A 24,400-nucleotide genomic window follows, 5' to 3' on the forward strand; every position below is an offset into this window, starting at 1 on the left:
GAAGGGCGGCACCCGTACGGGGTGCCGCCCTTCACGTGACTTCTCGAGGAGTGAGCGCCGCTACTTGCGCATGACCTCGGGCTCGTGCCGCCGCAGGAAGCGCGAGACGAGGAAGCCGCAGGCCACCCCGAGCGCGATCAGCACGACCATGTCCAGGCTCCAGGCCGCCGCCGAGTGGTTCCACAGCGGGTCGGTACTGGTCGGGTCGTCGGTGTTCGGCGCGATGTTGTTGAAGTCCAGCGTGGTGCCGGCCGCGGCCACCGCCCAGCGGGACGGCATCAGGTACGAGAACTCGTTGACACCGGGCGTGCCGTGCAGTGTGAACAGGCACCCCGTGAACACGACCTGGATGATCGCGAACATCACCAGCAGCGGCATGGTCTTCTCCGCGGTGCGCACCAGCGACGAGATGACCAGACCGAACATCATCGACGTGAAGCCCAGTGCCATGATCGGCAGGCACAGCTCGATCAGCGTCGAGCCGCCGAGGACGAGGCCCCGCTCCGGGATCTCCCGGCTGGCGAAGCCGATCAGGCCCACCATGAGGCCCTGGAGCACCGTGACGGCGCCCAGCACGACCACCTTGGACATCAGGTAGGCCGAGCGGGACAGGCCGGTCGCGCGCTCCCTCTCGTAGATCACCCGCTCCTTGATCAGCTCGCGGACCGAGTTCGCCGCGCCCGCGAAGCAGGCGCCGACCGCGAGGATCAGCAGGACCGTCGTCGCCGTGCCGTTGGGCACGTGCAGGCCGGTTCTGGGGTTGAGCGGGTTGACCAGCAGCCCCTTCTCGTGGTCGATCAGCAGGCTGACCGCGCCGAGCACGGCCGGCAGGATCACCGTGAGCGCCAGGAAGCCCTTGTCGGAGCCGATGACCGACACGTACCGCCGGACCAGCGTGAACAGCTGGGAGCCCCAGCTCTGCGGCTTGGGCGGCTTGACCGCCTGCGGCGGCGGCGCGGTGACGGACTGGGCCGCGACGGCGTCCAGGTCGGCGGCGTACATCTGGTAGTGCTGCGAGCCCTTCCAGCGGCCCGCCCAGTCGTAGTCGCGGTAGTTCTCGAAGGCGGAGAAGACGTCGGCCCAGGTGTCGTAGCCGAAGAAGTTCAGCGCCTCCTCCGGCGGGCCGAAGTAGGCCACCGCGCCGCCAGGCGCCATCACCAGCAGCTTGTCGCACAGGGCCAGCTCGGCGACGGAGTGGGTGACGACCAGGACGGTACGGCCGTCGTCGGCGAGGCCGCGCAGCAGCTGCATGACGTCGCGGTCCATGCCCGGGTCGAGGCCCGAGGTCGGCTCGTCCAGGAAGATCAGCGAGGGCTTGGTCAGCAGCTCCAGGGCGACCGAGACGCGCTTGCGCTGGCCGCCGGAGAGGGATGTGACCTTCTTGTCCTTGTGGATGTCGAGCTTCAGCTCGCGCAGCACCTCGTCGATGCGGGCGTCGCGCTCGGCGGGGGTGGTGTCGGCGGGGAAGCGCAGCTTGGCCGCGTACTTCAGCGCCTTCCGTACGCTCAGCTCCTTGTGCAGGATGTCGTCCTGCGGGACCAGGCCGATGCGCTGGCGCAGCTCGGCGAACTGCTTGTACAGGTTCCGGTTGTCGTAGAGCACCTCGCCCTCGTTGGCGGGGCGGTAGCCGGTGAGCGCCTTGAGCAGGGTGGACTTGCCGGAGCCGGACGGGCCGATGACCGCGATCAGCGACTTCTCGGGGGCGCCGAAGGAGACGTCCCGCAGGATCTGCTTGCCGCCGTCGACCGTGACGGTGAGGTGGCGGGCGGAGAAGGACACCTCGCCGGTGTCGACGAACTCCTCCAGCCGGTCGCCGACGATGCGGAAGGCGGAGTGGCCGACACCGACGATGTCGTCCGGGCCGAGGACCGCGGTGCCGCCCTTGGCGATGGGCTGGCCGTTGACGTACGTGCCGTTGTGCGAGCCGAGGTCGCGGATCTCGAAGCGGCCCTCGGGGGTCGTCTGGAACTCGGCGTGGTGCCGGGAGACCTGGAGGTCGGAGACGACGAGGTCGTTGTCCAGCGAACGGCCGATGCGCATCACATGGCCGAGGGCGAACTGGTGGAACGTGGTCGGGCTGCGGTCGCCGTGCGCGTGCTGGTCCGGCGCGGCGGGCGTGCCGCCCTGCTGGTGCGGGAAGGCCGGGGCCTGCTGCGGGCCGCTGTGCCACTCGGCGCCCTGCGGCTGCGGCTGCGGCTGGGTGGCCTGCGGTACGGCCTGCGTCTGCTGGGCCCAGGTGGCGGACTGGGCGGCGTACGGCGCGGCCTGGTGCGCGTCGGCCCCGGTCAGGTTCAGCCGCGGGCCGTCGGTCGCGTTGCCCAGGTGTACGGCCGTGCCGGCGCCCAGTTCCGTCCGGCCGACGCGGTGGCCCTGCACGAACGTGCCGTTGGTGCTGCCGTGGTCCTCGATGACCCAGGTGTGCCCGTCGAAACGGACCGTGGCGTGGCGCCACGACACCCTGGCGTCGTCGAAGACGATGTCGCCCTGCGGATCACGTCCGAGGGCATAGGACCGGGACGGCTCCAGCGTCCAGGTCCGTCCGTTTGTTTCCAGTACGAGTTCCGGCACTCCATGCCCCACTGAGTTGTCCCCCGAATTACCCCCGACACGGGGAGTCTAGGGATGTCGAACATCGTGGGGAACTATTCCAGGCGGGACCGCCGAACTGTTAGCCGGGCGGGTGGGGGGACGGGAGTCGGGGGGGCGGATACCGGTGCGGAGGGGGCCAATTGACCGCGAGCGGGACGGGCCGGGGCGCCGTCCAGCCGGCGGACCTGTCGGGCGGGGGGTGTTCGGGGGCGGATACGGTGGTGGGACCATGAGCGCTTCGCAGATCACCGCTTCGCGGACCGGTGAGGTCCCCACTCTTCTCGTCAAGGTGTTCGGGAAGGACCGGCCCGGTATCACGGCCGGGCTGTTCGACACCCTGGCCGCCTTCCAGGTCGACGTGGTCGACATCGAGCAGGTCGTGACGCGGGGCCGGCTGGTGCTGTGCGCGCTGGTCACGCAGCCCGGTGAGGGGCTGGAGGGCGACCTCCGGTCGACCGTGCACAGCTGGGCCGAGTCGATGAAGATGCAGGCCGAGATCATCTCGGGGCACGGCGACAACCGCCCGCGCGGTGTCGGCCGCTCCCTGGTGACGGTGCTCGGGCACCCCCTGACCGCCGAGTCGACGGCGGCCATCGCGGCGCGGATCGCCGGGGCCGGCGGCAACATCGACCGTATCTTCCGGCTCGCCAAGTACCCCGTGACCGCCGTGGAGTTCGCGGTGTCCGGCGTGGCGACCGAGCCGCTGCGCAGCGCGCTGGCCGCGAGCGCCTCGGCACTCGGTGTCGACATCGCCGTGGTCTCGGCGGGCCTGCACCGGCGGGCGCAGCGGCTCGTGGTGATGGACGTGGACTCGACCCTGATCCAGGACGAGGTCATCGAGCTGTTCGCCGCGCACGCCGGCTGCGAGGCGGAGGTGGCGGCGGTGACCGAGGCGGCGATGCGCGGGGAGCTGGACTTCGAGCAGTCGCTGCACGCGCGGGTGGCGCTGCTGAAGGGGCTGGACGCGTCGGTGGTGGACAAGGTCCGCGAGGAGGTCCGGCTGACGCCGGGCGCGCGGACCCTGATCCGTACGCTGAAGCGGCTCGGCTATCAGGTCGGGGTGGTGTCCGGCGGCTTCACCCAGGTCACGGACGCGCTCCAGGACCGGCTGGGGCTGGACTTCGCGCATGCCAACACGCTGGAGATCGCCGACGGGAAGCTGACCGGCAAGGTCACCGGTGAGGTCGTGGACCGGGCGGGCAAGGCGCGGCTGCTGCGCCGGTTCGCCGCCGAGGCGGGGGTGCCGCTGTCGCAGACGGTGGCGATCGGTGACGGCGCCAATGACCTGGACATGCTGAACGCGGCGGGTCTGGGCGTGGCCTTCAACGCCAAGCCGGTGGTCCGCGAGGCCGCGCACACGGCGGTGAACTTCCCCTTCCTGGACACCGTGCTCTATCTGCTGGGCGTCAGCCGGGAAGAGGTCGAGGCGGCGCAGACGCACGACGAGGACTGAGCGGACGCGACGAAGGGCCCGGAACCTTCCGGGCCCTTCCGCATGTCCGGGCAGGTCACTCCGAGGGCGCCCAGTAGTCGACCAGCGTCGCCTTGCCCGGCTCCAGGTCCTTCCAGTCGCCGTCGAAGGTCAGCACGGCGAAGGCGGAGGTGGGGAAGCCGCGCCGGTTCATCCGCTCGCGGGCGTCGCCCTCGGCGGTTCCGGCGAGGATCTCGACCAGGTTGTGCACGCCGGGGTTGTGGCCGATGAGGATCGCGTCGCGCACGTCGTCCGGCGTCTCGTTCAGCACGGCGATCAGCTCGCCGGGCGAGGCGTCGTAGACCCGGTCCTCATAGACCGTTTTCGGCCGGTGATCCAGCTCGGGTACGGCGAGTTTCCATGTCTCGCGGGTGCGTACCGCGGTGGAGCAGACGGCCAGGTCGAAGGAGATCCCGGTGTCGGCGAGCCTGCTGCCGGCGACGGGGGCGTCCGCGCGGCCCCGGTCGGCGAGGGGCCGCTCATCGTCGGAAACCTGGGGCCAGTCGGCTTTCGCATGGCGGAAGAGGACGATCCTGCGGGGTTCAGCGACGCTCATGTCACCCAGCTTCGCATGAAACAGGCCACCTGGCGCAGGGAGTTGACATGCGGATTCACCGGTGGCAGGGGGCCGCCCTCAGCGCTCCGCGAGGTGCCGGGCGCGCTCCAGTATCTGCGCGAGGGCGGGGTCGCCGCTCGCCGCGTGCGCGTCGGAGGGGTTCATGATCAGCAGGAGCAGCGCGACGAACGCGAGTATCGGCAGCGCCAGCGCCCACCAGGGCAGCCGGGTGCCGGCGGGGTGGGGCCGGGTGTGGGCGGGTGCCGGCATGGTCGCCTCCGTCGCTCGTCGGACCGTCCGGGAATCGCTCTCCCGGTACCCCTCGAAGCTACGCGGTCACCGCCGGTCAACCCATCCGGGCTTCCACCCACTTGACCCTGATCTCCGCCCCCTAGGGGATGGTGGGGAAAACCCCCGCCGGACCCCTCCGGGCGGAGACGGTCAGGAGGGGGCGAGCAGCATCGCGACGATGCCGATGACGACGAAGATGGCGAAGAAGGAGCCGAAGACGATCAGCATCTTCTTCTGGCCGTTCTGGGGGTTCGGGTCGAGCACAGGCTGCATGCGGCCAGTGTCCCACCCCCGCCGGGGCCAGGGGCCGCCGCCCCCGGCCTCAGTGGGCCTCGTCCTCCACGATCCGGTCGCGCCCGGCGAGGAACCCGACCGCCATCTGCGGCAGCATCAGCGCGGCCATGAGCGCGATCGGCACGCCCCAGCCCCCGCTGCGCTGGTACAGCACGCCGACCAGCAGCGGCCCGGGGATGGAGAGCAGGTACCCGGTGCTCTGCGCGAACGCGGACAGCTGGGCCACGCCCGGACCGGTGCGGGCCCGCATGCCGACCATGGTGAGCGCGAGCGGGAAGGCGCAGTTGGCGATGCCCAGCAGCACCGCCCAGGCCCAGGCCCCGGTGGCGGGAGCGAGGTACAGCCCGGCGTACCCGGCGAGGCCGCAGGCGCCCAGGACCAGCACGATGGGCCCCTGGTGCGGCAGCCGGCTCGCCACGCGCGGGATGACGAAGGCCAGCGGGACGCCCATCACCATGGTGACCGCGAGCAGCACGCCCGCCGTACCGGCCGGGACGCCGGCGTCGCGGAAGATCTGCGGCATCCAGCCCATGGTGATGTACGCGGCGGTGGCCTGGAGGCCGAAGAAGACGGCGAGCGCCCAGGCGGTGCGGCTGCGGGCGATGCGCAGCCGGGGGCCCGCCTCCGCGCCCGGCACCGGGACGGGCGCGGGCACCCGCTCGCGGACCAGCGGCAGCCAGGGCAGTACGGCGATGCCCGCGAGGACGGCCCAGACGGCGAGCCCGGACTGCCAGTGGCCGCCGAGGGCGCCGGTGACCGGCACGGCGACGGCGGCGGCGACGGCGGTGCCGAGGGCCAGCGCCATCGAGTACAGGCCGGTCATGCTGCCGACGCGGTCCGGGAACCAGCGCTTGACGATGACCGGCATCAGCACGTTGCTCAGCGCGATGCCCATGAGGGCGAGCGCGCTGGCCGCCAGGAATCCGGCGGTGGAGCCGATGTAGGGGCGGATCAGCAGGCCGGCGGTGATGGCGGTCATGCCCGCGCAGACCACCGCGCCGGGGCCGAAGCGGCGGGCGAGACGGGGCGCGGTGGCGCCGAAGACGGCGAAACAGAGCGGGGGCACGGAGGTGAGCAGTCCGGCGACGCCGCCGCTCATGCCGAGGCCGTCGCGGACCTCCTCCAGGAGGGCGCCCAGGCTGGTGATGGCCGGGCGGAGGTTGAGCGCGGCCAGCACGATGCCGACGATCACCAGGCGCACGGCCCAGGCGGGCGGGGCGGTGGGTGTCGTCAGGGGGGTGCTTGTTTCGGGGACGGCGGGCTTCCGCACGGTCCGGGTCTCCTCAGCCATGAGACCCATCATAGAATCATGGGATGATTGGTTGTCCATTCCGTTGGTGCGGGCCGGAACTCACGTGCCAAGGTGAGCCATGCCTCTGAGCCACCCGCGCCGGTCGGCGCTGTCCGAACAGGTCATCGCGGAGCTGCGCGCCCAGATCACGTCCGGCGAGTGGCCGGTCGGCTCCCGCATCCCCACCGAGCCGGAGCTGGTCGAGCAGCTGGGCGTGGCCCGCAACACCGTCCGCGAGGCGGTACGTGCACTCGCGCACAACGGCCTCCTCGACATCCGCCAGGGCTCCGGCACCTATGTGGTCGCCACCAGCGAGCTGGCCGGGGTGATGCACCGCAGGTTCGCGGACGCCGATCCCCGGCACATCGCGGAGCTGCGGTCCACCCTGGAGTCGTCGGCGGCGCGGCTGGCGGCGGAGCGGCGTACCGAGAAGGACCTCAAGCAGCTGGACGCGCTGCTGACCCGGCGCGAGGAGGCGTGGGAGGCCGGGGAGGCGGAGGCGTTCGTGACGGCCGACGCCACCTTCCACCTGGCCGTGGTGTCCGCCTCGCACAACGACGTGATGACGGCGATGTACGCGGACCTCGGCGAGGTGCTGCGGGAGTGGCTGCGCGCGGACGTGGGCGCCGAGCTGGAGCCGCGTGCGTACATGGACCACACCCGGCTGGTGGACGCGATCCGCACCGGGGACGCGCGGGCGGCGGCCACGGAGGCGGCGGGCTACCCCTTCCAGTGCCGTCCGGAGCGGTTCAGCCCGCCTTCTGGTGACTGATCCACACCACCCGGATCTCCTTCCAGCACCGCCCGGTCAGCTTCACCGTCAGGGCGGGCCCCGCCGCCACCGGGGCGCTGTCGGTGTCGATGTCCCACCACCGGGCGCACTCGACATGCAGCCGCACCCGGTCGACGTGCACATACGGGTTGTGGCAGTACGCCACCACCTCGGACCCGTCCACCTTGATACGGCAGGACGCCCCGAAGAGGTCGGGCGCGTGCGGCTTGCCGTCACCGGCGCGCGCGACACCGCCGGGCAGCGCGAGGACGAGCGCCGCGACCACGGTCACCGGGGTCAGGCTGCGGGAAGGACGCACGTAGAGGAAACCTCCTCGGCCAGGGCTGCGGAGGGGACGCGTACTACGAGCGTGCGCCGCCGGAGCCGGGACGGCCCGGCCGGTGACCCGAACGGTTGACGGGGCGGCTCAGGTGGCCTCGCGGAGCATCGCGGCGTGCGGGGCCGAGCCCACGCCGAGAGCCAGCACGGCGGTGGCGGCGAGGGCGACGGGCAGGTGGTCCGGGGGCATGAGGATGACCGTCCAGGGGTGGGGCTGACCGCTGCCGCCCGTGTTGCCGATGAGCATCATCGTGATCACCCAGGCGACGGGGGTGATGGCCGCCGCCTGATGACCCGCGATCCGGCGCGCGCAGAGCATCAGCCCGACCAGGAACGCCGTATTGCGGCCCGCCGTGTTCGCAGTCGGGGCGTCGAGGAGCACGGCGACCGCGTACGCCACCACGACGGTGGCCAGGACGGCGGCCAGGATGAGCGCCTGGTCGAAGCGGCCCACCGGACGGCTGCCCGACGCCTCGGCGGCGGGGAGCCTGCTGCCAAGGCAGACCGCCAGCCCCATGCAGACCAGGAGCGGAGCGAAGAGCACCAGGGGCCGGGCGGCATCGCTGCCCAGGGAGGGCAGGTCGACCAGGGTGTCGCCGGCCGCCGCGGTCAGCGCGGCGTAGGCCGCGAGCGCTGCGGCGAGGACGGTGATCCATCGCGTTCTCAGCCAGATGCGCATCGGGTCACTCCCCTTCTGCGGCAACGGCCGGCAGGGTCTCCGGGGCGGGCAGGCACCGCTTCAGCAGCGTGACGTTGCGGGTGAACCACGCGAGCTGCTGGGCGGAGGGCAGTTTCGTCTCCTTGTCCACCACGGACATCACCCGGGGGTCGGCGGCCAGTTTCTGGCCGCGCTGGCTCTGGATCTCGTCGGCGCCCATGCCGCCCTTGACCATCAGCCAGGCGGCGAGCGTGCCCGCGTGGCCGGTGCGGACGTCGGAGGTGTCGGGGCACGACGGCATCGTGGGCAGCGCCGACGCGGCGATGCTCGCCCTCAGGTCGACGTCGGTCATGTCGCGGTAGAGGAACAGCTTCCACGTCCGGGGGCCGGTGCGGGCCGCGTCGGAGACGAAGGCGAGTTGCTCCGGCGGCTCCATGCCCGCGTCGACGAGACGCGGTACGACCTCTTTCGCGGCGCCGGACAGCGGCTTCAGGCTGCCCGCGGCCTCTACGGGGACGCAGATCCGGGGTGCGGCGCCCGCGCACACCGGCGGGTCGGCGCGGGGGCGCGGCGGCGGGTCACCGGTCCAGTCGCGCACGGGCATGACGGCCGAGACGGTGAACACGCTCAGGCAGACCACGGACGCGGCGGCCGCGGCGCCGACGCGTACGACGCGGGGGCCGCGCCACCGGGCGATCCCGGCGCTGACCAGCACGGCGGCCAGGATGCCCGTGGCCAGCACCATCGGGACGGCGAGCGCCACCGGGTTCATGGTGACGGTCAGGTCCCCGTAGGGGGCGTCGAGCCATCCGGTCAGTTCGCGCAGCCACATCGGGTCGACGACCGTGACCGGCATGACGAGGCACAGGTAGTCGACGACGAGGATCAGCGGGGTGGCCAGAATGCGGGGCAGCAGCATGCCGAGCCCGTAGCCCATGACGGTGTGGACGATGATGAGGTAGCCGGCCATGGCGAGGACGCCCAGGTGCGGCCAGTCGTGTGCCGCGCCGGTCTCCAGGCGCACGGTCAGCAGGCAGGCCGCGACCGCCGTCACTCCGAGGGCCACCACGGGCCACAGGACGCCGAAGGCGATCGCGTATCTGCCGCGTACGGGTGCCAGCCGCTGGACACCGGCCCGCTTCAGCCGCCCGGCCTCCCAGGCCGCGAAGGCCGCGCAGGCCGGGGCGTAGAAGGGCAGGGTGTGACCGACCAGGGCGGTGTTGCCGGCCCAGTAGGCGGGTTCGTTCGCGGCCTCGTGACTGGTGACGAGCCACACCCACGCGAGGACCAGAGGTGCGACCCAGACCACGCTGGTGGTCCGCAGCGCTGTCGTCACGCGCATGCGGTCTCCTCCTGGACCGTGTGGTAGTACGCGGCTTCCGCGAGGCGGCCGGGCGCGGTGCCGGGTGGTGCCATGGCGTGGAACTCGCGTACCGCGCCGGCGAACCGGACGGTTCCGCCGTTGAGGACGACGACGTGGTCGTAGGTGTCCTCCAGGTCGGCGACGTCGTGGGTGGAGAGCAGTACGTGCTGGTCGAGTCCGGCGAGGATCTCGTGGAAGACGCGTCGCTGGCGCGGGTCCATGCCGGCCGTCGGCTCGTCCAGGAGGAGGACTTCGGCCTCGTGCACCAGGGACTGCGCGACGCCGACCCGACGCTGCTGTCCGCCGGACAGCCGGTGCACCTTGCGGTCGGCGAAGTCCGCGAGTTCGACCCGCTGGAGGGCGCCGAGGGAGGCGTCCCAGGCGTCCCTGCGGTTCATGCCCTTCAGCCAGCCGACGTAGGCCACCTGTTCGCGGGCGGTCAGCCGGGGCACCGACTCGATGCGCTGGGGCAGCCATGCGATACGCCGGCGGTATTCGGCGAGGTCACCGCGCCGGCCGGTCCTCTGCCTGCCGTACGCGACGGTGCCGGACCTCGGCATCAGCACGGAAGCCGCCAGAGACAGGACCGTCGACTTCCCCGCCCCGTTGGGGCCGAGAAACACGGTCCGCCCGGGCGGAAAGACAAAGGTGAAGTCGTGGATGACCGGAGTGCGGCGTCGATAACCGAACGCAGCGGAGTGGAAGCCGATGGGCATGGGGCGTGCTCTCTGACGGTGGAAAAGCCCGCACCGGATCGGTGCGGGCCCTCTGGCTCCTCAAATCACCACATGTGAACGCGAGTCGCGCTGAGCGTCGGCCCACTGCCGCTGTTCGTGGTCCCGTTCACCGCCTTGATCTGAAAGAAGAGGTCATCGCCCTTGCGTCCGGCCCACTCTCCGTGGGACTGACCTCCGTCGAAGCAGGCGGTGAAGGTCTTCTCCTCCCAATACTCGTTCGGGGTGGTGTAGTTGTAGTTGATCAGCTGGACCTTGGTCGACTCGTCCACCAAGCCGTGGTCCGAGGTCTTGCAGTTGTAGAAGTCGATGATCGTCGGTGCCGAGCCGATGTCGGTCTTGCTGGACTGGAAGCCCGGCCGTACGCCCGAGAGGTAGCTGTCGATGGCCTGGATGGACACTCCGCCACCCTGCGCCTTGCTTCCCTAGGCGTCCTCGGCGGATGCGGCGGGCGCCGCGGCGAGCGGCAACACGGCGGCGCAGGCCACAACTGCGGCGACCTTGCTTATATTGAGGGACGAACGCATGGATCACTCCTGGTGTGACGGCGTTCGCGAGGCCGGATTCGGCCTCGCCGCCTCTCCGGGAGTGCGACCCGGAGGGGCACCCAAGCTTCACCCGCTATTCACAGCCCGCGAAAGCGGATCATGATCACCGTGATCGATTCGTGATCAATTCCAGGTAAAATACGCGTAGTTATTCGGACAAGCGATCACCAGCGAAACGTCAAGTCGCCCCGGTGAGTGGCCTGTTGGGCGCGTCCGCACCTCTGGATGTGTGAACGCGTGCCCCCTGGGCGGCTTCGCATGTCCCCACGCGACGGAGAGGCCCGCACCCCCTTGAAGGGGTACGGGCCTCTCGTGTGCGCGGTGTTGGTCAGGCGCCGATCGCGTGCAGACCGCCGTCGACGTGGATGATCTCGCCGGTGGTCTTGGGGAACCAGTCGCTGAGGAGGGCGACGACGCCCTTTCCGGCGGGCTCCGGGTCCTTCAGGTCCCACTCCAGCGGGGAACGGGTGTCCCAGACGGCGGCCAGGTCGGAGAAGCCCGGGATGGACTTCGCGGCCATGGAGCCGATCGGGCCCGCGGAGATGAGGTTGCAGCGGATGTTCTGCTTGCCCAGGTCACGCGCCATGTAGCGGCTGGTGGCCTCCAGGGCGGCCTTGGCCGGGCCCATCCAGTCGTACTGCGGCCAGGCGTACTGCGCGTCGAAGGTGAGGCCGACGACCGAGCCGCCGTTCTGCATCAGCGGCAGGCAGGCCATGGTGAGCGCCTTGAGCGAGAACGCCGAGACGTGCATGGCGGTGGCGACCGACTCGAACGGGGTGTTCAGGAAGTTGCCGCCGAGGGCGTCCTGCGGGGCGAAGCCGATGGAGTGGACGATGCCGTCGAGGCCGCCCAGCTCCTCGCCGACGATGTCGGCCAGGCGCGCGAGGTGCTCCTCGTTGGTGACGTCCAGCTCGATGACCTTCGCCGGCTTCGGCAGCTTCTTGGCGATGCGCTCGGTCAGCGTGGGCCGCGGGAACGCGGTCAGGATGATCTCGGCGCCCTGCTCCTGGGCCAGTTTGGCGACGTGGAAGGCGATGGAGGACTCCATCAGCACGCCCGTGATCAGGATGCGCTTGCCGTCGAGAATTCCGCTCATGGTGTTCAGTGACCCATTCCCAGTCCGCCGTCAACGGGAATGACGGCTCCAGTGATGTACGAGGCGTCGTCCGAGGCGAGGAACTTCACCGCCGCGGCCACCTCCTCCGGCTCGGCGTACCGGCCGAGCGGTACCTGCGACACGATGCCCTTGCGCTGCTCGTCGGTGAGCGCCTTGGTCATGTCGGTATCGACGAAGCCGGGGGCGACGACGTTGAAGGTGAGGTTGCGCGAGCCCAGCTCACGGGCGAGCGAGCGCGCGAAGCCGACCAGCGCGGCCTTCGACGCGGCGTAGTTCGCCTGCCCCGCCGAGCCCAGCAGGCCGACGACCGAGGAGATCAGTACGACGCGGCCCTTCTTGGCCCGCAGCATGCCCCGGTTGGCCCGCTTGACCACCCGGAAGGTGCCGGTCAGGTTCGTGTCGATGACCGAGGTGAAGTCCTCCTCGGACATCCGCATCAGCAGCTGGTCCTTGGTGACGCCGGCGTTCGCGACCAGCACCTCGACCGGGCCGTGCCGCTCCTCGATCTCCTTGTACGCCTGCTCGACCTGCTCGGCGTCGGTGATGTCGCACTTGACGGCCAGGAAGCCCGCCGGGGGCTCACCCGAGCGGTACGTGATGGCGACCTTGTCGCCGGCGTCGGCGAAAGCGCGGGCGATGGCGAGGCCGATGCCCCGGTTGCCTCCGGTGACGAGAACCGAGCGGCTCAACGGATCACCCTTTCATCAGCGGTCTACAACGTTCCGACAATCCGCCCGGACGCCCTCGTGACGGGCCTGACAGGCGGCTTCCCAAGAAACCTATCGGTCCGCCCGCGACCACGGACAATCGGGCACCGACAGTGACACATCCCTGCTCCTGTCGGATTCCTACAGATCAGGACTCTCCCGTCTCGCACTCCGCCCACACCGTCTTGCCCGGTCCCGTCCTGGGGCTCGTGCCCCAGCGGGTGGCTACCGCCTCGATCAGGAGGAGGCCCCTGCCTCCCTCTGCGGTGGGGTCCTGGGCGGGGAGCTTGGGGTGGGCGGGGTGGGTGTCCGAGACCTCCACGCGGATGCGGTCGGGGGTCTGGTGGAGGCGCAGTTCGAAGTCCCTTCCCGGTACGCGGCCGTGGAGCACGGCGTTCGCGGCGAGTTCGGCGACGAGCAGGGCGACGGTGTCGGAGGTGGGGGTGCCGTACGGGTGGCCCCACTGGTCCAACTGGTGCGTGGCGAGTCGGCGGGCGAGCCGGGCGCCCCGGCGGGTGGCGGAGAAACGCTGCGCGAACGTACGTACGGTGACTGCCTCTTGGGCGGGTGTGGGCGACATACGTCCAGCGTGGGGAGTCCCTCCGGGGGGCCAACAGGAACGAAGCCCATACAACTCCGCTTGTATCAGTGCACACTCTGGACTGGGTGGGTTACTCCCCGTGACGATGAGCGGATCGGCCGGGTTGAGCGGGGTGCGCGAAAGGTGGGCGGCGATGGTGGCAGAGCACGGGGCAGAAGCTTCCGACAGCCTGAAGATGTTCGGCGCGGTACTGAAGTCGCTGCGAGACCAAGGGGGCCTGACTCAGGAGGAGTTCGCGCTCCGGGTGCAATATTCGGCGCCCTATATCGCCAAGATCGAGCAGGGGAAGCGGTTCCCTCCGGCGGACTTGCCGACGCGCGTAGCGGGTGTCCTGGGCGAGGACGCGGCGAAGGTCCTCACAGCGGCGGCCAAGACCCTGACGAGGCGGTCGGGTCTGGCGACCTGGTTTCAGCAGTGGGCGGGGATCGAGGAGGAGGCGATCTCCCTGTGGGCGTACGAATGCCGAGTGATTCCGGGGCTGTTACAGCCGGAGGGGTACATCCGCGCGGTGTTCGAACAGCAGATCCCGCCCCTGTCGGAGGAGCAGTTCGAGCGGCAGGTGGCCGCTCGCCTGGAGCGGCAGCGAATCCTGGACGAGCGGCCGAACACCGGGTTCTCCTTCCTCATCGAAGAGGCAGTCCTGAGGCGCGGTCTCGGTGGCGTGGAAGTGACGCGGGACGTCGTCAGAAATCTTTTGGAGCAGGGCAGCCGGCGGAACGTGGAGATCCTCCTCATGCCGCTCCAACAGGTGGACCACTGCGGTGTCGACGGCCAGATGTACCTCGCCGAACGCGACAGCCACCAGTGGGTCGGCTACATCGAAGGACACGATTGCAGCACCCTGCTCACCCAGCCCAAATTGGTGAGTCCCATGCTCCAGCGCTATGGAAAGATGCGCTCACAGGCCCTGAGTCACCTGGCCACAGCGGACGTGCTGAGAGACATGCAAGGAGCGCTATGAGCACCGAACTGACATGGTTCAAGAGCAGCTACAGCGGCACCGGTGGCGGCAACTGTGTCGAGGTCGCCATGCGCCCCGGTGCGATCCACATCCGTGACTCCAAAGACACCCGCATCCAGCCCCTCACCGTCACCTCGGACGCGTGGGCCATGTTCGTGGGCCGTATCGTGCCCTCATGCCCGGTGATCTGATTCGTATCGTCTCCCGCAACTCCCCCATGGCGCTCGCCCAAGTCGAGCGCGTGCGCGCAGAGTTGGCCGTACTGCACCCCCATGTCCGTACCGAGGTCCTGCCGGTCACGACCACCGGTGACCGGTGGATGGGGGACCTCGCCCAGGTCGAGGGCAAGGGAGCCTTCACCAAAGAGGTGGACGCCGCCCTGCTGCGCGGCGACGCGGACCTCGCCGTGCACTGCATGAAGGACGTACCCGGTGACCGCCCCATCCCCGCAGGGACCCGCTTCGCCGGGTACCTGAAGCGGGACGACATCCGGGACGCCCTCGTAGACCCGCAGGGCCGGACCCTGGACCAGCTCCCGCGGGGGACCCGCATCGGCACCTCCTCCGTGCGCCGGGTCGCGCAGCTCGCCGCGTCCCACCCGCACCTGGAGTGCGTGCCGATCCGGGGCAACGCGAACAGGCGGCTGGAGAAGATGGCGGCCGGAGACGCGGACGCGCTGATCCTCGCCGTGTCCGGCCTGGAGCGCATCGGGCGGATGGACGCGGTCAGTGAAGTCCTGACGCTGGAGACGATGCTGCCCCCGATCGGCGCGGGCGTCCTCGCTCTCCAGTGCCGGGAGGACGACACCGAGACGACCGACGTCGTCAGCGACCTGGGCGACCCCGCCACCCACCGGGAGACCAGCGCCGAACGGATGCTGCTGCACGTCCTCCAGGGCCACTGCAACTCCCCCATCGCCGGGTACGCCCGTACCGAGCGCTCGGGCGAACTCTCCCTGCGCGCGGCCGTGTTCACCCCCGACGGCAAGACCGTGCTGCACGCGCACGAGTGGGCCGGCCGTCTCGACCCCGCCACCCTCGGCACCTCCGTCGCCGTGGCCCTGCTCCGGCAAGGGGCGCGGGAACTCATCGACGGCATCGCCCACTGAGCGACGTATCCTCCTGAGCACCCCACCCTGTGCAGGAGGAACCCGCCCGTGGCTCAACACATCGACCCTTCCTTCCTGGCGCTCCCCCTGAGGGCCCTCGCCGACGCGGCCCTCGCCCGTGCGCGCGCCCTCGGGGCCGAGCACGCCGACTTCCGGCTGGAGCGGGTGCGCAGCGCCTCCTGGCGACTGCGGGACGGACGCCCGTCGGGGTCCTCGGACACCACCGACCTGGGGTACGCGGTCAGGGTCGTGCACGGGGGCAGCTGGGGGTTCGCCTCGGGGGTGGACCTGACGATGGACGGCGCCGCCAAGGTCGCCTCGCAGGCGGTGGCGATGGCCAAGCTGTCCGCGCAGGTGATCAGGGCCGCCGGGTCGGACGAGCGCGTGGAACTGGCCGACGAGCCCGTGCACGCCGACAGGACGTGGATCTCGTCGTACGACATCGACCCCTTCACCGTGCCCGACGCGGACAAGTCCGCGCTGCTCGCGGACTGGAGCGGGCGGCTCCTCGCGGCGCAGGGCGTCGACCACGTGGACGCCTCGCTGACCACCGTGCACGAGAACAAGTTCTACGCCGACACCGCCGGGACGGTCACCACCCAGCAGCGCGTCCGGCTGCACCCGGAGCTGACGGCCGTCTCCGTGGACGACTCCAGCGGTGAGTTCGACTCGATGCGCACCCTCGCCCCGCCCACCGGCCGGGGCTGGGAGTACCTGACCGGCACCGGCTGGGACTGGGACGCCGAACTCGAACAGATCCCCGAGCTGCTGGCCGAGAAGATGCGCGCCCCGAGCGTGGACCCCGGGCTGTACGACCTGGTCGTGGACCCCTCCAACCTGTGGCTCACCATCCACGAGTCCATCGGCCACGCCACCGAACTGGACCGCGCCCTCGGCTACGAAGCCGCCTACGCCGGCACCTCGTTCGCCACCTTCGACCAGCTCGGCAAGCTCAGGTACGGCTCCGAGCTGATGAACGTCACCGGCGACCGCACCGCCGAACACGGCCTCGCGACCATCGGCTACGACGACGAGGGCGTGGCCGCGCAGTCCTGGGACCTGATCAAGGACGGCACCCTCACCGGGTACCAACTCGACCGCCGTATCGCCAGGCTGACCGGCTTCGAGCGCTCCAACGGCTGCGCCTTCGCGGACTCCCCCGGCCATGTCCCGGTCCAGCGCATGGCCAACGTCTCGCTGCGGCCGGACCCCGCCGGGCTGTCCACCGAGGGCCTGATCGGGGGCGTCGACCGGGGCATCTACGTCGTCGGCGACCGGTCCTGGTCGATCGACATGCAGCGCTACAACTTCCAGTTCACCGGCCAGCGCTTCTTCCGCATCGAGAACGGGCGGATCACCGGCCAGCTCAGGGACGTCGCCTACCAGGCCAACACCACCGACTTCTGGGGCTCGATGGCCGCCGTCGGCGGCCCGCAGACCTATGTCCTCGGCGGCGCCTTCAACTGCGGCAAGGCCCAGCCCGGCCAGGTCGCCGCCGTCTCCCACGGCTGCCCCTCCGCCCTGTTCCGGGGCGTCAACATCCTCAACACCACGCAGGAGGCCGGGCGATGAGCGCGCGGACCAGCAAGCCGTACGAGATCGTCGAGCAGGCCCTCGCGCTGTCCCGGGCGGACGGCTGTGTCGTGATCGCGGACGAGGAGTCCAGCGCCAACCTGCGCTGGGCGGGCAACGCGCTCACCACCAACGGCGTGACCCGTGGCCGTACCCTCACCGTGATCGCCACCGTCGACGGGCAGCAGGGCACCGCCTCCGGTGTGGTCTCGCGGTCGGCGGTGACGGCCGCCGAGCTGGAGCCGCTGGTGCGGGCCGCCGAGGCCGCCGCGCGGGCGGCCGGACCGGCCGAGGACGCGCAGCCGCTGGTCAGCGGGGTCCCGGACTCCCCCGACTTCCACGACGCGCCCGCCGAGACCTCCTCCGCCGTCTTCGCCGACTTCGCCCCGGCGCTCGGCGAGGCGTTCGCGCGCGCCCGGTCCGGCGGCCGCGAGCTGTACGGATTCGCCAGCCACGAGACCGTCTCCACCTACCTCGGCACCTCCACCGGCCTGCGCCTTCGGCACGACCAGCCGACCGGCACCCTGGAGCTGAACGCCAAGTCCCCCGACCACACCCGCTCCGCCTGGGCCGGCCGCTCCACCCGCGACTTCAAGGACGTCGACCCCGGCGCCCTGGACACCGAGCTGGCCGAGCGCCTCGGCTGGGCCGAGCGCCGCGTCGAGCTGCCCGCCGGGCGGTACGAGACGCTGCTGCCGCCGTCCGCCGTGGCCGACCTGCTGATCTACCAGCTCTGGTCCGCCTCCGGACGGGACGCCAGCGAGGGCCGCACGGTGTTCTCCAAGCCGGGCGGCGGCACCCGTACCGGCGAGCGGCTCAGCGAGCTGCCGCTGACCCTGCGCAGCGACCCCGACGAGCCGGGCCTGAACTGCGCGCCCTTCGTCGTCGCGCACTCCTCCGGCGGCGACCGCTCGGTCTTCGACAACGGGCTGCCGGTCCGCGCCACCGACTGGATCAAGGACGGCGTCCTCGACCGCCTCACCACCACCCGGCACAGCGCGGACCTGACCGGCCTGCCGCTCGCCCCGGCGCTGGACAACCTGATCCTGGACGGCGGCAGCGACCGCTCGCTCGCGGAGATGGTCGCGGCCACCGAGCGCGGCCTGCTGCTGACCTGCCTCTGGTACATCCGCGAGGTCGACCCGGCGACCCTGCTGCTCACCGGTCTCACCCGCGACGGCGTCTACCTCGTGGAGAACGGCGAGGTCACCGGCCAGGTGAACAACTTCCGGTTCAACGAGTCGCCGGTCGGCGTGCTCGGCCGGGCCTCCGATGCGGGCCGCACCGAGCAGACGCTGCCCCGCGAGTGGAGCGACTGGTTCACCCGGGCCGCGATGCCCGCGCTCCGCGTGCCGGAATTCAATATGAGCTCTGTCAGCCAGGGCGTATAACCTCGTACTCGGCTGTCACCCGACCGCCGCCTGATCATCTAGGAGACACGAGAACCGTGACGGACATCGTCGACGAACTGAAGTGGCGTGGGCTGATCGCCCTCTCCACCGACGAGGACGCATTGCGCAAGGCGTTCGCGGACGGTCCTGTCACGTTCTATTGCGGCTTCGACCCGACCGCGCCCAGCCTGCACCTCGGCAACCTGGTCCAGATCCTCACCATGCGGCGCATCCAGGACGCGGGCCACCGCCCGCTGGGCCTGGTCGGCGGCGCCACCGGTCTGATCGGCGACCCCAAGCCGACCGCCGAGCGCACGCTGAACGAGCCGGAGATCGTCGGCCAGTGGGTGGAGCGGCTGCGCGCGCAGATCCAGCCGCTGCTGGACTTCGAGGGCCCGAACGCGGCCGTCATGGTCAACAACCTGGACTGGACCCAGGGCATGTCGGCCATCGAGTTCCTGCGGGACATCGGCAAGCACTTCCGGGTCAACAAGATGATCGCCAAGGAGGCCGTCTCCCGTCGGCTGAACTCCGACGCGGGCATCAGCTACACCGAGTTCAGCTACCAGATCCTCCAGGGCATGGACTTCCTGGAGCTGTACCGGCGCTACGGCTGCACGCTCCAGACCGGCGGCAGCGACCAGTGGGGCAACCTCACCTCGGGCACCGACCTGATCCACCGGGTCGACCCGGACGCCGTGGTCCACGCGCTGGGCACCCCGCTGATCACCAAGGCGGACGGCACCAAGTTCGGCAAGACCGAGTCGGGCACCATCTGGCTCGACCCGGAGATGACCACGCCGTACGCCTTCTACCAGTTCTGGCTGAACGCGGACGACAGGGACGTCTCCAAGTTCCTGCGGATCTTCAGCTTCAAGTCCCGCGAGGAGATCGCGGAGCTGGAGCGGCTCACCGAGGAGCGTCCGCAGGCCCGTGCCGCGCAGCGCGCGCTCGCGGAGGAGCTGACCACGCTGGTGCACGGCGCGGACCAGACCGCCGCCGTGATCGCCGCGTCCAAGGCGCTGTTCGGCCAGGGCGAGCTGGCGGAGCTGGACGAGGCGACGCTCGCCGCCGCGCTCTCCGAGCTGCCGAACGTCCAGGTCGCGGAGCTGGGCCCGGTGGTGGACCTGCTCGCCGAGGTCGGTCTCGTGGCCAGCAAGTCGGCCGCGCGGCGCACGGTGAAGGAGGGCGGGGCCTACGTGAACAACGTCAAGGTCGCCGGTGAGGACGCCGTCCCGGACGCCGGGGAGCTGCTGCACGGGCGCTGGCTGGTGCTGCGCCGGGGCAAGAAGAACCTGGCGGCGGTCGAGGTCACGGGCGTCTGAGGCATGAAGAGAGGGCGGCTTCCCTTCACGGGGAGGCCGCCCTCTGCCGTACGCGGGTCACACCCGTTCGTCGTACTTGCGCTTGCGGCGCTTGCCGAGGGTCGCGGTGTAGAGCATGTCGACGAAGAACACGATGATGATCGCCGCGACGAGCTGGAAGATGTGCCGGCTCCAGTCGATGCCCTTGGTCTCCGCGACTCCCAGTCCGCGCGCGATGGCGTTGCCCGCCAGGGCGCCCAGGATGCCGCAGATGGTGGTCAGCCACAGGGGGCTGTGCTGCTTGCCGGGAATGATCGCCTTGGCGAGCAGGCCCAGCACGAATCCCACGATGATCGCCCACAGCCAGCCCATGGCGGCCTCCTCGTCCGGTCCGACCTGATCGATCTGATCGTCCTGGCCAGTGTGGGTGTGCCCCGGCCTGCGCGCATGCCGGACGCACCCGGACGGTGGACGTTCCCGCAGGCCGGGCGGCGCCCCGGTATCGAGCGCGGCGGCCCGGCGGCGTACCGTGGGTGGGTGTGCCGGGTCCGGTTCGGGCCCGGATGCGGCTTCGGGCCGGGGTTGGACCCATGCGGGCGGATGGTGGACTGATGGGCAAGCAGCGTGGCGAGGTATTCCGGATCACCGGTGCCCGGACCGGCCTGGCCGAGGACGTGCGGGGCCGGCAGCGGCGGTACGTCATCTCGATGTCGATCCGCACGGTGTCCGTGATCCTGGCCGCCTCGCTGTGGAACGTGGAGCGGTACGTCGCCATCGTGGCGCTGGTGCTGGGCGCCGCGCTGCCGTACATCGCCGTGGTGATCGCAAACGCGGGGCGGGAACGGCCGCAGTCGCTCCCGTCGACCTTCGTCGTGATGCCGTCCAAGCCGATGATCACACCGTCTCGTGACGAGCCTCGTGACGAAGAGTCAGCGGAGCGGTCGGATTCCGGCCCGGAGGAGGCTTCGGCCCGGCCAGGGGCGGAGTCCCGGGAGAAACGTTCCGACCGAGCCTGAGCAGCGCGGGAGCGGAAAAAGCGGAAGACGACTTCCCGCCAAGCTCAGGAAAAGCTCAGTTCAATCATGCTGTTCTTGTGCCGGTCGGCCAGTGGTGCGTGACATACTGCGTACGCGCTCCGCATCCCCCGTCGGAGCGACAGACCGACGCCGGGCAGCTCCCCCCGTGGCTGCTCGGCGTCGCCTTGTTCGCAGCCGTTTCCGCGCGAATTCACTTCGGTCCGGCCGCGTGAATCCCCCTCCGCTCGCCTCGGCTCGCCTCTGCGAGAATCTTTCCGTGAGTGAGACACCGATCTGTTCCGCGAAGGGCTGCCGGGCCGACGCCGTATGGGTGCTGGCGTGGAACAACCCGAAGATCCACACCCCGGAGCGGCGCAAGACCTGGATCGCCTGCGAGGAACACCGCGAGCATCTGTCGCAGTTCCTCGGCGTACGCGGCTTCCTGAAGGACGTGGTCCCGCTCCGGGAGTGGGAGGACTCAGCCGCCGATCGCTGACATGGGGCGGTCGGGCTGGACGAAGGACGGGTCGTCGAGGCCGGCGCCCGCCTTCTTGCCCCACATCGCCTTGCGCCACAGCTCGGCGATCTCCTCGTCCGGCGCGCCGGAGCGCAGCAGGGCGCGCAGGTCGGTCTCCTCGGTGGCGAACAGACAGGTGCGTATCTGGCCGTCGGCCGTGAGCCGGGTGCGGTCGCAGGCCGCGCAGAACGGGCGGGTCACCGAGGCGATCACGCCGACCCGCTGCGGGCCGCCGTCCACCAGCCAGCGCTCGGCCGGGGCCGAACCGCGCTCGCCGGCGCCCTCCTCCGTCAGTTCGAAGCGGGTGCGCAGGGAAGCCAGGATGTCCTGGGCGGTGACCATGCCCTCGCGCTTCCAGCCGTGCTGGGCGTCGAGCGGCATCTGCTCGATGAAGCGGAGTTCGTACGCGTGTTCCAGGGCCCAGGCCAGCAGGTCGGGGGCCTCGTCCGCGTTGAGACCCGGCATCAGGACCGAGTTGACCTTGACCGGGGTGAGGCCCGCGTCGGAGGCGGCTGCGAGGCCGTCCAGCACGTCCTGGTGGCGGTTGCGCCGGGTGAGGGTCTTGAAGACGTCGGGGCGCAGGGTGTCCAGCGAGACGTTGACCCGGTCCAGACCGGCCTGTTTCAGGGCGGCGGCGGTGCGCTTGAGGCCGATGCCGTTGGTGGTGATGGACATCCGGGGGCGCGGCTCCAGGGCCGCGACGCGCTCCACGATGCCGACCAGACCGGGGCGGAGCAGGGGCTCGCCGCCGGTGAAGCGGACCTCCTCGATGCCGAGGTGGGTCACCGCGAGGTCGATCAGGCGGACGATCTCGTCGTCCGTGAGCAGATCGGGCTTGGCCAGCCACTGCAGACCCTCCTCGGGCATGCAGTAAGTACAGCGCAGATTGCACCGGTCGGTCAGTGAAACCCTCAGGTCGGTGGCCACCCGGCCGTAGGTGTCGATGAGCACGTGGGCCCCCTCCCTCGTCTCGGACCGCTTGTCTTCCGTCACCTGCGAGCCTACGCGAGACCTCGGACATCGACAGCCGCTGATGGCCCGGCACGGCACGGGGACGGTACGGACGCGGCCGCGCCGCGCGGGTGTCCTGCCCCCGCGCGGCGCGGCCGTGAGGTGTGCCGGGCGGGCGGCTCAGTGCGCCCCGGTGCCGGTCAGGGACCGTACCTCCAGCTCGGCGTACTTCTCCGCGTCCGGGACCTCCTTGGACAGCAGGGTGCCGACCGCGCCCAGCAGGAAGCCGACCGGGATCGAGATGATGCCGGGGTTCTCCAGCGGGAACCAGTGGAAGTCGGCGTCGGGGAACATCGAGGTCGGCTTGCCGGAGACCACCGGGGAGAACAGCACCAGGCCGACCGCGGTGACCAGGCCGCCGTAGATCGACCACAGGGCGCCGGAGGTGGTGAACCGCTTCCAGAACAGGCTGTAGAGGATGGTCGGCAGGTTCGCCGACGCGGCGACCGCGAAGGCCAGCGCCACGAGTCCGGCCACGTTGAGGTCGCGGGCGAGGGCGCCGAGCACGATGGAGACGGCGCCGATGCCGACGGTGGCGTAGCGGGCGGCGTTGATCTCCTGCTTCTCGGTGGCCCGGCCCTTCTTGATGACGTTGGCGTAGATGTCGTGGGCGAAGGACGAGGAGGAGGCCAGGGTGAGGCCGGCGACGACCGCGAGGATCGTGGCGAAGGCGACGGCGGAGATGCTGGCCAGCAGGATGGCGCCCCAGTTGGAGTCCACTCCCCCGAGGTGCAGGGCGAGCAGGGGGGCCGCGGTGTTGCCCGCCTTGTTGGAGGCGATGATCTCCTCCGGCTTGATCAGCGCGGCGGCGCCGAAGCCGAGGGCGAGGGTCATCAGGTAGAAGGCGCCGATCAGGCCGATGGCCCAGATCACCGACTTCCGGGCCGCCTTGGCGGTGGGGACCGTGTAGAAGCGGATCAGGATGTGCGGCAGGCCGGCGGTGCCCAGGACCAGGGCGATGCCGAGGGAGATGAAGTCCAGCTTGGAGGTGCCGGAGGCGCCGTACTTCAGGCCGGGCTCCAGGAACGCCTTGCCCTTGCCGCTGTTGTCGGCGGCCGAGCCCAGCAGGTCGGAGACGTTGAAGTGGAACTTGAGCAGCACCAGGAAGGTCAGCAGCAGGGCGCCCACGATGAGGAGGACCGCCTTGACCATCTGGACCCAGGTGGTGCCCTTCATGCCGCCGATGGTGACGTACACGATCATCAGGACGCCGACCAGGGCGACGATGCCGATCTTGCCGCTGTCGCTGGTGATGCCGAGCAGCAGCGAGACCAGGACACCGGCGCCGGCCATCTGCGCGAGCAGGTAGAAGATCGACACCACGATGGTGGAGGTGCCCGCGGCGGTGCGCACCGGGCGCTGGCGCATCCGGTAGGCCAGCACGTCGCCCATGGTGTAGCGGCCGGAGTTGCGCAGCGGCTCGGCGACCAGGAGCAGGGCGACCAGCCAGGCGACCAGGAAGCCGATGGAGTACAGGAAGCCGTCGTACCCGAACAGGGCGATGGCGCCGGCGATGCCGAGGAAGGACGCGGCGGACATGTAGTCGCCGGAGACGGCCAGGCCGTTCTGGAAGCCGGTGAACTGGCGGCCGCCCGCGTAGAAGTCGGCGGCGTCCTTGGTCTGGCGGCCCGCCCAGACGGTGATGACCAGGGTCGCGGCGACGAACACCGCGAACAGGGAGATGATCAGCCCTCTGTGCTCACTGGCCTCGCCGGCCGCGAGCACGGCGTGCTGGGCGGCGATCGTGTGCGATGCGGACATCAGGCGCCGCCCTCCATCCGGGACTTGATGGCGTCGGCCTTCGGGTCGAGCTTGGCGGCGGCGTGCCGCGCGTACCACCAGGCGATGAGGAACGTGGTGAGGAACTGGGCGAGGCCCAGCACGAGGGCCACGTTGATGTTCCCGGCGATCTCGGTGCCCATGAAGCCGCCCGCGTAGCAGGAGAGCAGCACGTAGGCCAGGTACCAGGCGATGAAGGCGATCGTCAGGGGGAACGCGAACGAGCGGTGCGCGCGGCGCAGTTCACGGAACTCCGCGCTCGCCTGCGCCTCGGTGAACTCCTCGGGGGAAGGAAGTGGGTGCTTCGCGGGGGGCGGTGTCTCGGTCGCCACTCAAGGTCTCCTCGCGTCACGGACGGGCGGTTGCCGACCTCACTGGAACGGAGATCACGTTACCGGGCGTCAACGCGC

General features: G+C 70.6%; 27 protein-coding genes. 10 read left to right on the forward strand and 17 right to left on the reverse strand.

Annotation, left to right across the window (positions count from 1 at the left end; all coding sequences use genetic code 11):
- Positions 1-60: 60 nt before the first annotated feature.
- Positions 61-2,568: an ABC transporter ATP-binding protein/permease gene (locus D0Z67_RS05905; protein WP_031182117.1), complete on the reverse strand. Its 2,508-nt coding sequence runs from the start codon at positions 2,566-2,568 to the stop codon at positions 61-63.
- Positions 2,569-2,818: 250 nt separating this feature from the next.
- Here D0Z67_RS05905 and serB point away from each other — a divergent pair, with 250 nt between their 5' ends.
- The gene (gene serB / locus D0Z67_RS05910; RefSeq protein ID WP_031182116.1) at positions 2,819-4,042 is read left to right on the forward strand and encodes a phosphoserine phosphatase SerB; all 1,224 of its coding nucleotides are present in this window, start codon (positions 2,819-2,821) and stop codon (positions 4,040-4,042) included.
- A gap of 55 nt (positions 4,043-4,097) precedes the next feature.
- Here serB and D0Z67_RS05915 read toward each other — a convergent pair whose 3' ends face one another.
- The 4 genes from D0Z67_RS05915 to D0Z67_RS05925 all read right to left on the reverse strand — a co-directional run bounded on the left by D0Z67_RS05915 (position 4,098) and on the right by D0Z67_RS05925 (position 6,504).
- Positions 4,098-4,616 (reverse strand): SixA phosphatase family protein, encoded by a 519-nt coding sequence (locus tag D0Z67_RS05915; protein WP_031182115.1) that lies wholly within the window; start codon positions 4,614-4,616, stop codon positions 4,098-4,100.
- Positions 4,617-4,694: 78 nt separating this feature from the next.
- Positions 4,695-4,886: a hypothetical protein gene (locus D0Z67_RS05920; protein ID WP_031182114.1), complete on the reverse strand. Its 192-nt coding sequence runs from the start codon at positions 4,884-4,886 to the stop codon at positions 4,695-4,697.
- A 171-nt stretch (positions 4,887-5,057) separates the two neighbouring features.
- Complete coding sequence (locus D0Z67_RS30385) at positions 5,058-5,180, reverse strand: SGM_5486 family transporter-associated protein (protein WP_267881280.1); 123 nt, start codon at positions 5,178-5,180, stop codon at positions 5,058-5,060.
- A gap of 49 nt (positions 5,181-5,229) precedes the next feature.
- Positions 5,230-6,504, reverse strand: a complete 1,275-nt coding sequence (locus D0Z67_RS05925) for a CynX/NimT family MFS transporter (RefSeq protein ID WP_031182113.1) — start codon at positions 6,502-6,504, stop codon at positions 5,230-5,232.
- 67 nt (positions 6,505-6,571) lie between these two features.
- Here D0Z67_RS05925 and D0Z67_RS05930 point away from each other — a divergent pair, with 67 nt between their 5' ends.
- Positions 6,572-7,264, forward strand: a complete 693-nt coding sequence (locus D0Z67_RS05930) for a FadR/GntR family transcriptional regulator (protein WP_031182112.1) — start codon at positions 6,572-6,574, stop codon at positions 7,262-7,264.
- On the opposite strand, the gene D0Z67_RS05935 is transcribed toward D0Z67_RS05930, so the two are convergent.
- From D0Z67_RS05935 to D0Z67_RS05970, 8 genes are all read right to left on the reverse strand, one after another.
- The gene (locus D0Z67_RS05935) at positions 7,242-7,583 is read right to left on the reverse strand and encodes a hypothetical protein (RefSeq protein WP_031182111.1); all 342 of its coding nucleotides are present in this window, start codon (positions 7,581-7,583) and stop codon (positions 7,242-7,244) included. The two genes, D0Z67_RS05930 and D0Z67_RS05935, sit on opposite strands and share 23 nt — an antisense overlap.
- A gap of 108 nt (positions 7,584-7,691) precedes the next feature.
- On the reverse strand, positions 7,692-8,282 hold the full coding sequence (locus tag D0Z67_RS05940; RefSeq protein ID WP_051887840.1) for a hypothetical protein: 591 nt from the start codon (positions 8,280-8,282) through the stop codon (positions 7,692-7,694).
- A gap of 4 nt (positions 8,283-8,286) precedes the next feature.
- A complete protein-coding gene (locus D0Z67_RS05945) occupies positions 8,287-9,603 on the reverse strand; it encodes a DUF7224 domain-containing protein (RefSeq protein ID WP_031182109.1) in 1,317 nt (438 codons plus the stop codon).
- Positions 9,594-10,340 carry an ATP-binding cassette domain-containing protein gene (locus D0Z67_RS05950; RefSeq protein WP_031182108.1) on the reverse strand — a complete coding sequence of 249 codons (747 nt, stop codon included), beginning with the start codon at positions 10,338-10,340 and terminating at the stop codon, positions 9,594-9,596. The genes D0Z67_RS05945 and D0Z67_RS05950 overlap by 10 nt, the downstream gene beginning before the upstream one ends.
- A 65-nt stretch (positions 10,341-10,405) precedes the next feature.
- Complete coding sequence (locus D0Z67_RS05955; protein WP_031182107.1) at positions 10,406-10,759, reverse strand: hypothetical protein; 354 nt, start codon at positions 10,757-10,759, stop codon at positions 10,406-10,408.
- Positions 10,760-11,234: 475 nt separating this feature from the next.
- Positions 11,235-12,002, reverse strand: a complete 768-nt coding sequence (gene fabI / locus D0Z67_RS05960) for an enoyl-ACP reductase FabI (protein WP_031182106.1) — start codon at positions 12,000-12,002, stop codon at positions 11,235-11,237.
- 5 nt (positions 12,003-12,007) lie between these two features.
- Positions 12,008-12,712, reverse strand: a complete 705-nt coding sequence (gene fabG, locus D0Z67_RS05965) for a 3-oxoacyl-[acyl-carrier-protein] reductase (protein ID WP_031182105.1) — start codon at positions 12,710-12,712, stop codon at positions 12,008-12,010.
- A 166-nt stretch (positions 12,713-12,878) separates the two neighbouring features.
- On the reverse strand, positions 12,879-13,310 hold the full coding sequence (locus D0Z67_RS05970) for an ATP-binding protein (RefSeq protein WP_031182104.1): 432 nt from the start codon (positions 13,308-13,310) through the stop codon (positions 12,879-12,881).
- Between the two features lie 154 nt (positions 13,311-13,464).
- Between D0Z67_RS05970 and D0Z67_RS05975 the strand changes: the two genes are divergently transcribed.
- Genes D0Z67_RS05975 through tyrS form a run of 6 tightly spaced genes read left to right on the forward strand, consistent with a single transcriptional unit; the run spans position 13,465 to position 19,688 of the window.
- The gene (locus D0Z67_RS05975) at positions 13,465-14,292 is read left to right on the forward strand and encodes a helix-turn-helix domain-containing protein (RefSeq protein ID WP_031182103.1); all 828 of its coding nucleotides are present in this window, start codon (positions 13,465-13,467) and stop codon (positions 14,290-14,292) included.
- Positions 14,289-14,483, forward strand: a complete 195-nt coding sequence (locus tag D0Z67_RS05980) for a DUF397 domain-containing protein (RefSeq protein ID WP_031182102.1) — start codon at positions 14,289-14,291, stop codon at positions 14,481-14,483. Before D0Z67_RS05975 ends, D0Z67_RS05980 begins: the two co-directional genes overlap by 4 nt.
- The gene (gene hemC, locus D0Z67_RS05985; protein WP_031182101.1) at positions 14,468-15,400 is read left to right on the forward strand and encodes a hydroxymethylbilane synthase; all 933 of its coding nucleotides are present in this window, start codon (positions 14,468-14,470) and stop codon (positions 15,398-15,400) included. Before D0Z67_RS05980 ends, hemC begins: the two co-directional genes overlap by 16 nt.
- A 48-nt stretch (positions 15,401-15,448) precedes the next feature.
- A complete protein-coding gene (locus D0Z67_RS05990; RefSeq protein ID WP_031182100.1) occupies positions 15,449-16,972 on the forward strand; it encodes a TldD/PmbA family protein in 1,524 nt (507 codons plus the stop codon).
- Entirely contained in the window at positions 16,969-18,363 is a 1,395-nt protein-coding gene (locus tag D0Z67_RS05995) for a metallopeptidase TldD-related protein (protein ID WP_031182099.1), read from the forward strand. Before D0Z67_RS05990 ends, D0Z67_RS05995 begins: the two co-directional genes overlap by 4 nt.
- Before the next feature lie 56 nt (positions 18,364-18,419).
- A complete protein-coding gene (gene tyrS / locus D0Z67_RS06000) occupies positions 18,420-19,688 on the forward strand; it encodes a tyrosine--tRNA ligase (protein ID WP_031182098.1) in 1,269 nt (422 codons plus the stop codon).
- A 57-nt stretch (positions 19,689-19,745) separates the two neighbouring features.
- Here tyrS and D0Z67_RS06005 read toward each other — a convergent pair whose 3' ends face one another.
- Positions 19,746-20,039, reverse strand: a complete 294-nt coding sequence (locus tag D0Z67_RS06005) for a GlsB/YeaQ/YmgE family stress response membrane protein (protein WP_031182097.1) — start codon at positions 20,037-20,039, stop codon at positions 19,746-19,748.
- A 239-nt stretch (positions 20,040-20,278) separates the two neighbouring features.
- Here D0Z67_RS06005 and D0Z67_RS06010 point away from each other — a divergent pair, with 239 nt between their 5' ends.
- A complete protein-coding gene (locus tag D0Z67_RS06010) occupies positions 20,279-20,683 on the forward strand; it encodes a DUF3099 domain-containing protein (protein ID WP_031182096.1) in 405 nt (134 codons plus the stop codon).
- A 277-nt stretch (positions 20,684-20,960) separates the two neighbouring features.
- Complete coding sequence (locus tag D0Z67_RS06015) at positions 20,961-21,179, forward strand: hypothetical protein (protein WP_031182095.1); 219 nt, start codon at positions 20,961-20,963, stop codon at positions 21,177-21,179.
- Here D0Z67_RS06015 and moaA read toward each other — a convergent pair.
- The 3 genes from moaA to D0Z67_RS06030 form a co-directional block, all read right to left on the reverse strand.
- Positions 21,162-22,151 carry a GTP 3',8-cyclase MoaA gene (gene moaA, locus D0Z67_RS06020; RefSeq protein WP_031182094.1) on the reverse strand — a complete coding sequence of 330 codons (990 nt, stop codon included), beginning with the start codon at positions 22,149-22,151 and terminating at the stop codon, positions 21,162-21,164. The two genes, D0Z67_RS06015 and moaA, sit on opposite strands and share 18 nt — an antisense overlap.
- Positions 22,152-22,331: 180 nt before the next feature.
- Entirely contained in the window at positions 22,332-23,972 is a 1,641-nt protein-coding gene (locus D0Z67_RS06025; RefSeq protein ID WP_031182093.1) for a solute symporter family protein, read from the reverse strand.
- A complete protein-coding gene (locus D0Z67_RS06030) occupies positions 23,972-24,322 on the reverse strand; it encodes a DUF485 domain-containing protein (RefSeq protein ID WP_031182092.1) in 351 nt (116 codons plus the stop codon). Before D0Z67_RS06030 ends, D0Z67_RS06025 begins: the two co-directional genes overlap by 1 nt.
- Between the last annotated feature and the right edge of the window lie 78 nt (positions 24,323-24,400).

This window comes from Streptomyces seoulensis, assembly GCF_004328625.1.
Lineage (GTDB): Bacteria > Actinomycetota > Actinomycetes > Streptomycetales > Streptomycetaceae > Streptomyces > Streptomyces seoulensis.

Coding starts and splice junctions, on each gene's coding strand:
- serB (WP_031182116.1), top strand. CDS start 2,819: ATGAGCGCTTCGCAGATCACCGCTTCGCGGACCGGTGAGGTCCCCACT.
- D0Z67_RS05915 (WP_031182115.1), bottom strand. CDS start 4,616: ATGAGCGTCGCTGAACCCCGCAGGATCGTCCTCTTCCGCCATGCGAAA.
- D0Z67_RS05920 (WP_031182114.1), bottom strand. CDS start 4,886: ATGCCGGCACCCGCCCACACCCGGCCCCACCCCGCCGGCACCCGGCTG.
- D0Z67_RS30385 (WP_267881280.1), bottom strand. CDS start 5,180: ATGCAGCCTGTGCTCGACCCGAACCCCCAGAACGGCCAGAAGAAGATG.
- D0Z67_RS05925 (WP_031182113.1), bottom strand. CDS start 6,504: ATGATGGGTCTCATGGCTGAGGAGACCCGGACCGTGCGGAAGCCCGCC.
- D0Z67_RS05930 (WP_031182112.1), top strand. CDS start 6,572: ATGCCTCTGAGCCACCCGCGCCGGTCGGCGCTGTCCGAACAGGTCATC.
- D0Z67_RS05940 (WP_051887840.1), bottom strand. CDS start 8,282: ATGCGCATCTGGCTGAGAACGCGATGGATCACCGTCCTCGCCGCAGCG.
- D0Z67_RS05945 (WP_031182109.1), bottom strand. CDS start 9,603: ATGCGCGTGACGACAGCGCTGCGGACCACCAGCGTGGTCTGGGTCGCA.
- D0Z67_RS05950 (WP_031182108.1), bottom strand. CDS start 10,340: ATGCCCATCGGCTTCCACTCCGCTGCGTTCGGTTATCGACGCCGCACT.
- fabI (WP_031182106.1), bottom strand. CDS start 12,002: ATGAGCGGAATTCTCGACGGCAAGCGCATCCTGATCACGGGCGTGCTG.
- D0Z67_RS05970 (WP_031182104.1), bottom strand. CDS start 13,310: ATGTCGCCCACACCCGCCCAAGAGGCAGTCACCGTACGTACGTTCGCG.
- D0Z67_RS05975 (WP_031182103.1), top strand. CDS start 13,465: ATGGTGGCAGAGCACGGGGCAGAAGCTTCCGACAGCCTGAAGATGTTC.
- D0Z67_RS05980 (WP_031182102.1), top strand. CDS start 14,289: ATGAGCACCGAACTGACATGGTTCAAGAGCAGCTACAGCGGCACCGGT.
- hemC (WP_031182101.1), top strand. CDS start 14,468: ATGCCCGGTGATCTGATTCGTATCGTCTCCCGCAACTCCCCCATGGCG.
- D0Z67_RS05995 (WP_031182099.1), top strand. CDS start 16,969: ATGAGCGCGCGGACCAGCAAGCCGTACGAGATCGTCGAGCAGGCCCTC.
- D0Z67_RS06005 (WP_031182097.1), bottom strand. CDS start 20,039: ATGGGCTGGCTGTGGGCGATCATCGTGGGATTCGTGCTGGGCCTGCTC.
- D0Z67_RS06010 (WP_031182096.1), top strand. CDS start 20,279: ATGGGCAAGCAGCGTGGCGAGGTATTCCGGATCACCGGTGCCCGGACC.
- D0Z67_RS06025 (WP_031182093.1), bottom strand. CDS start 23,972: ATGTCCGCATCGCACACGATCGCCGCCCAGCACGCCGTGCTCGCGGCC.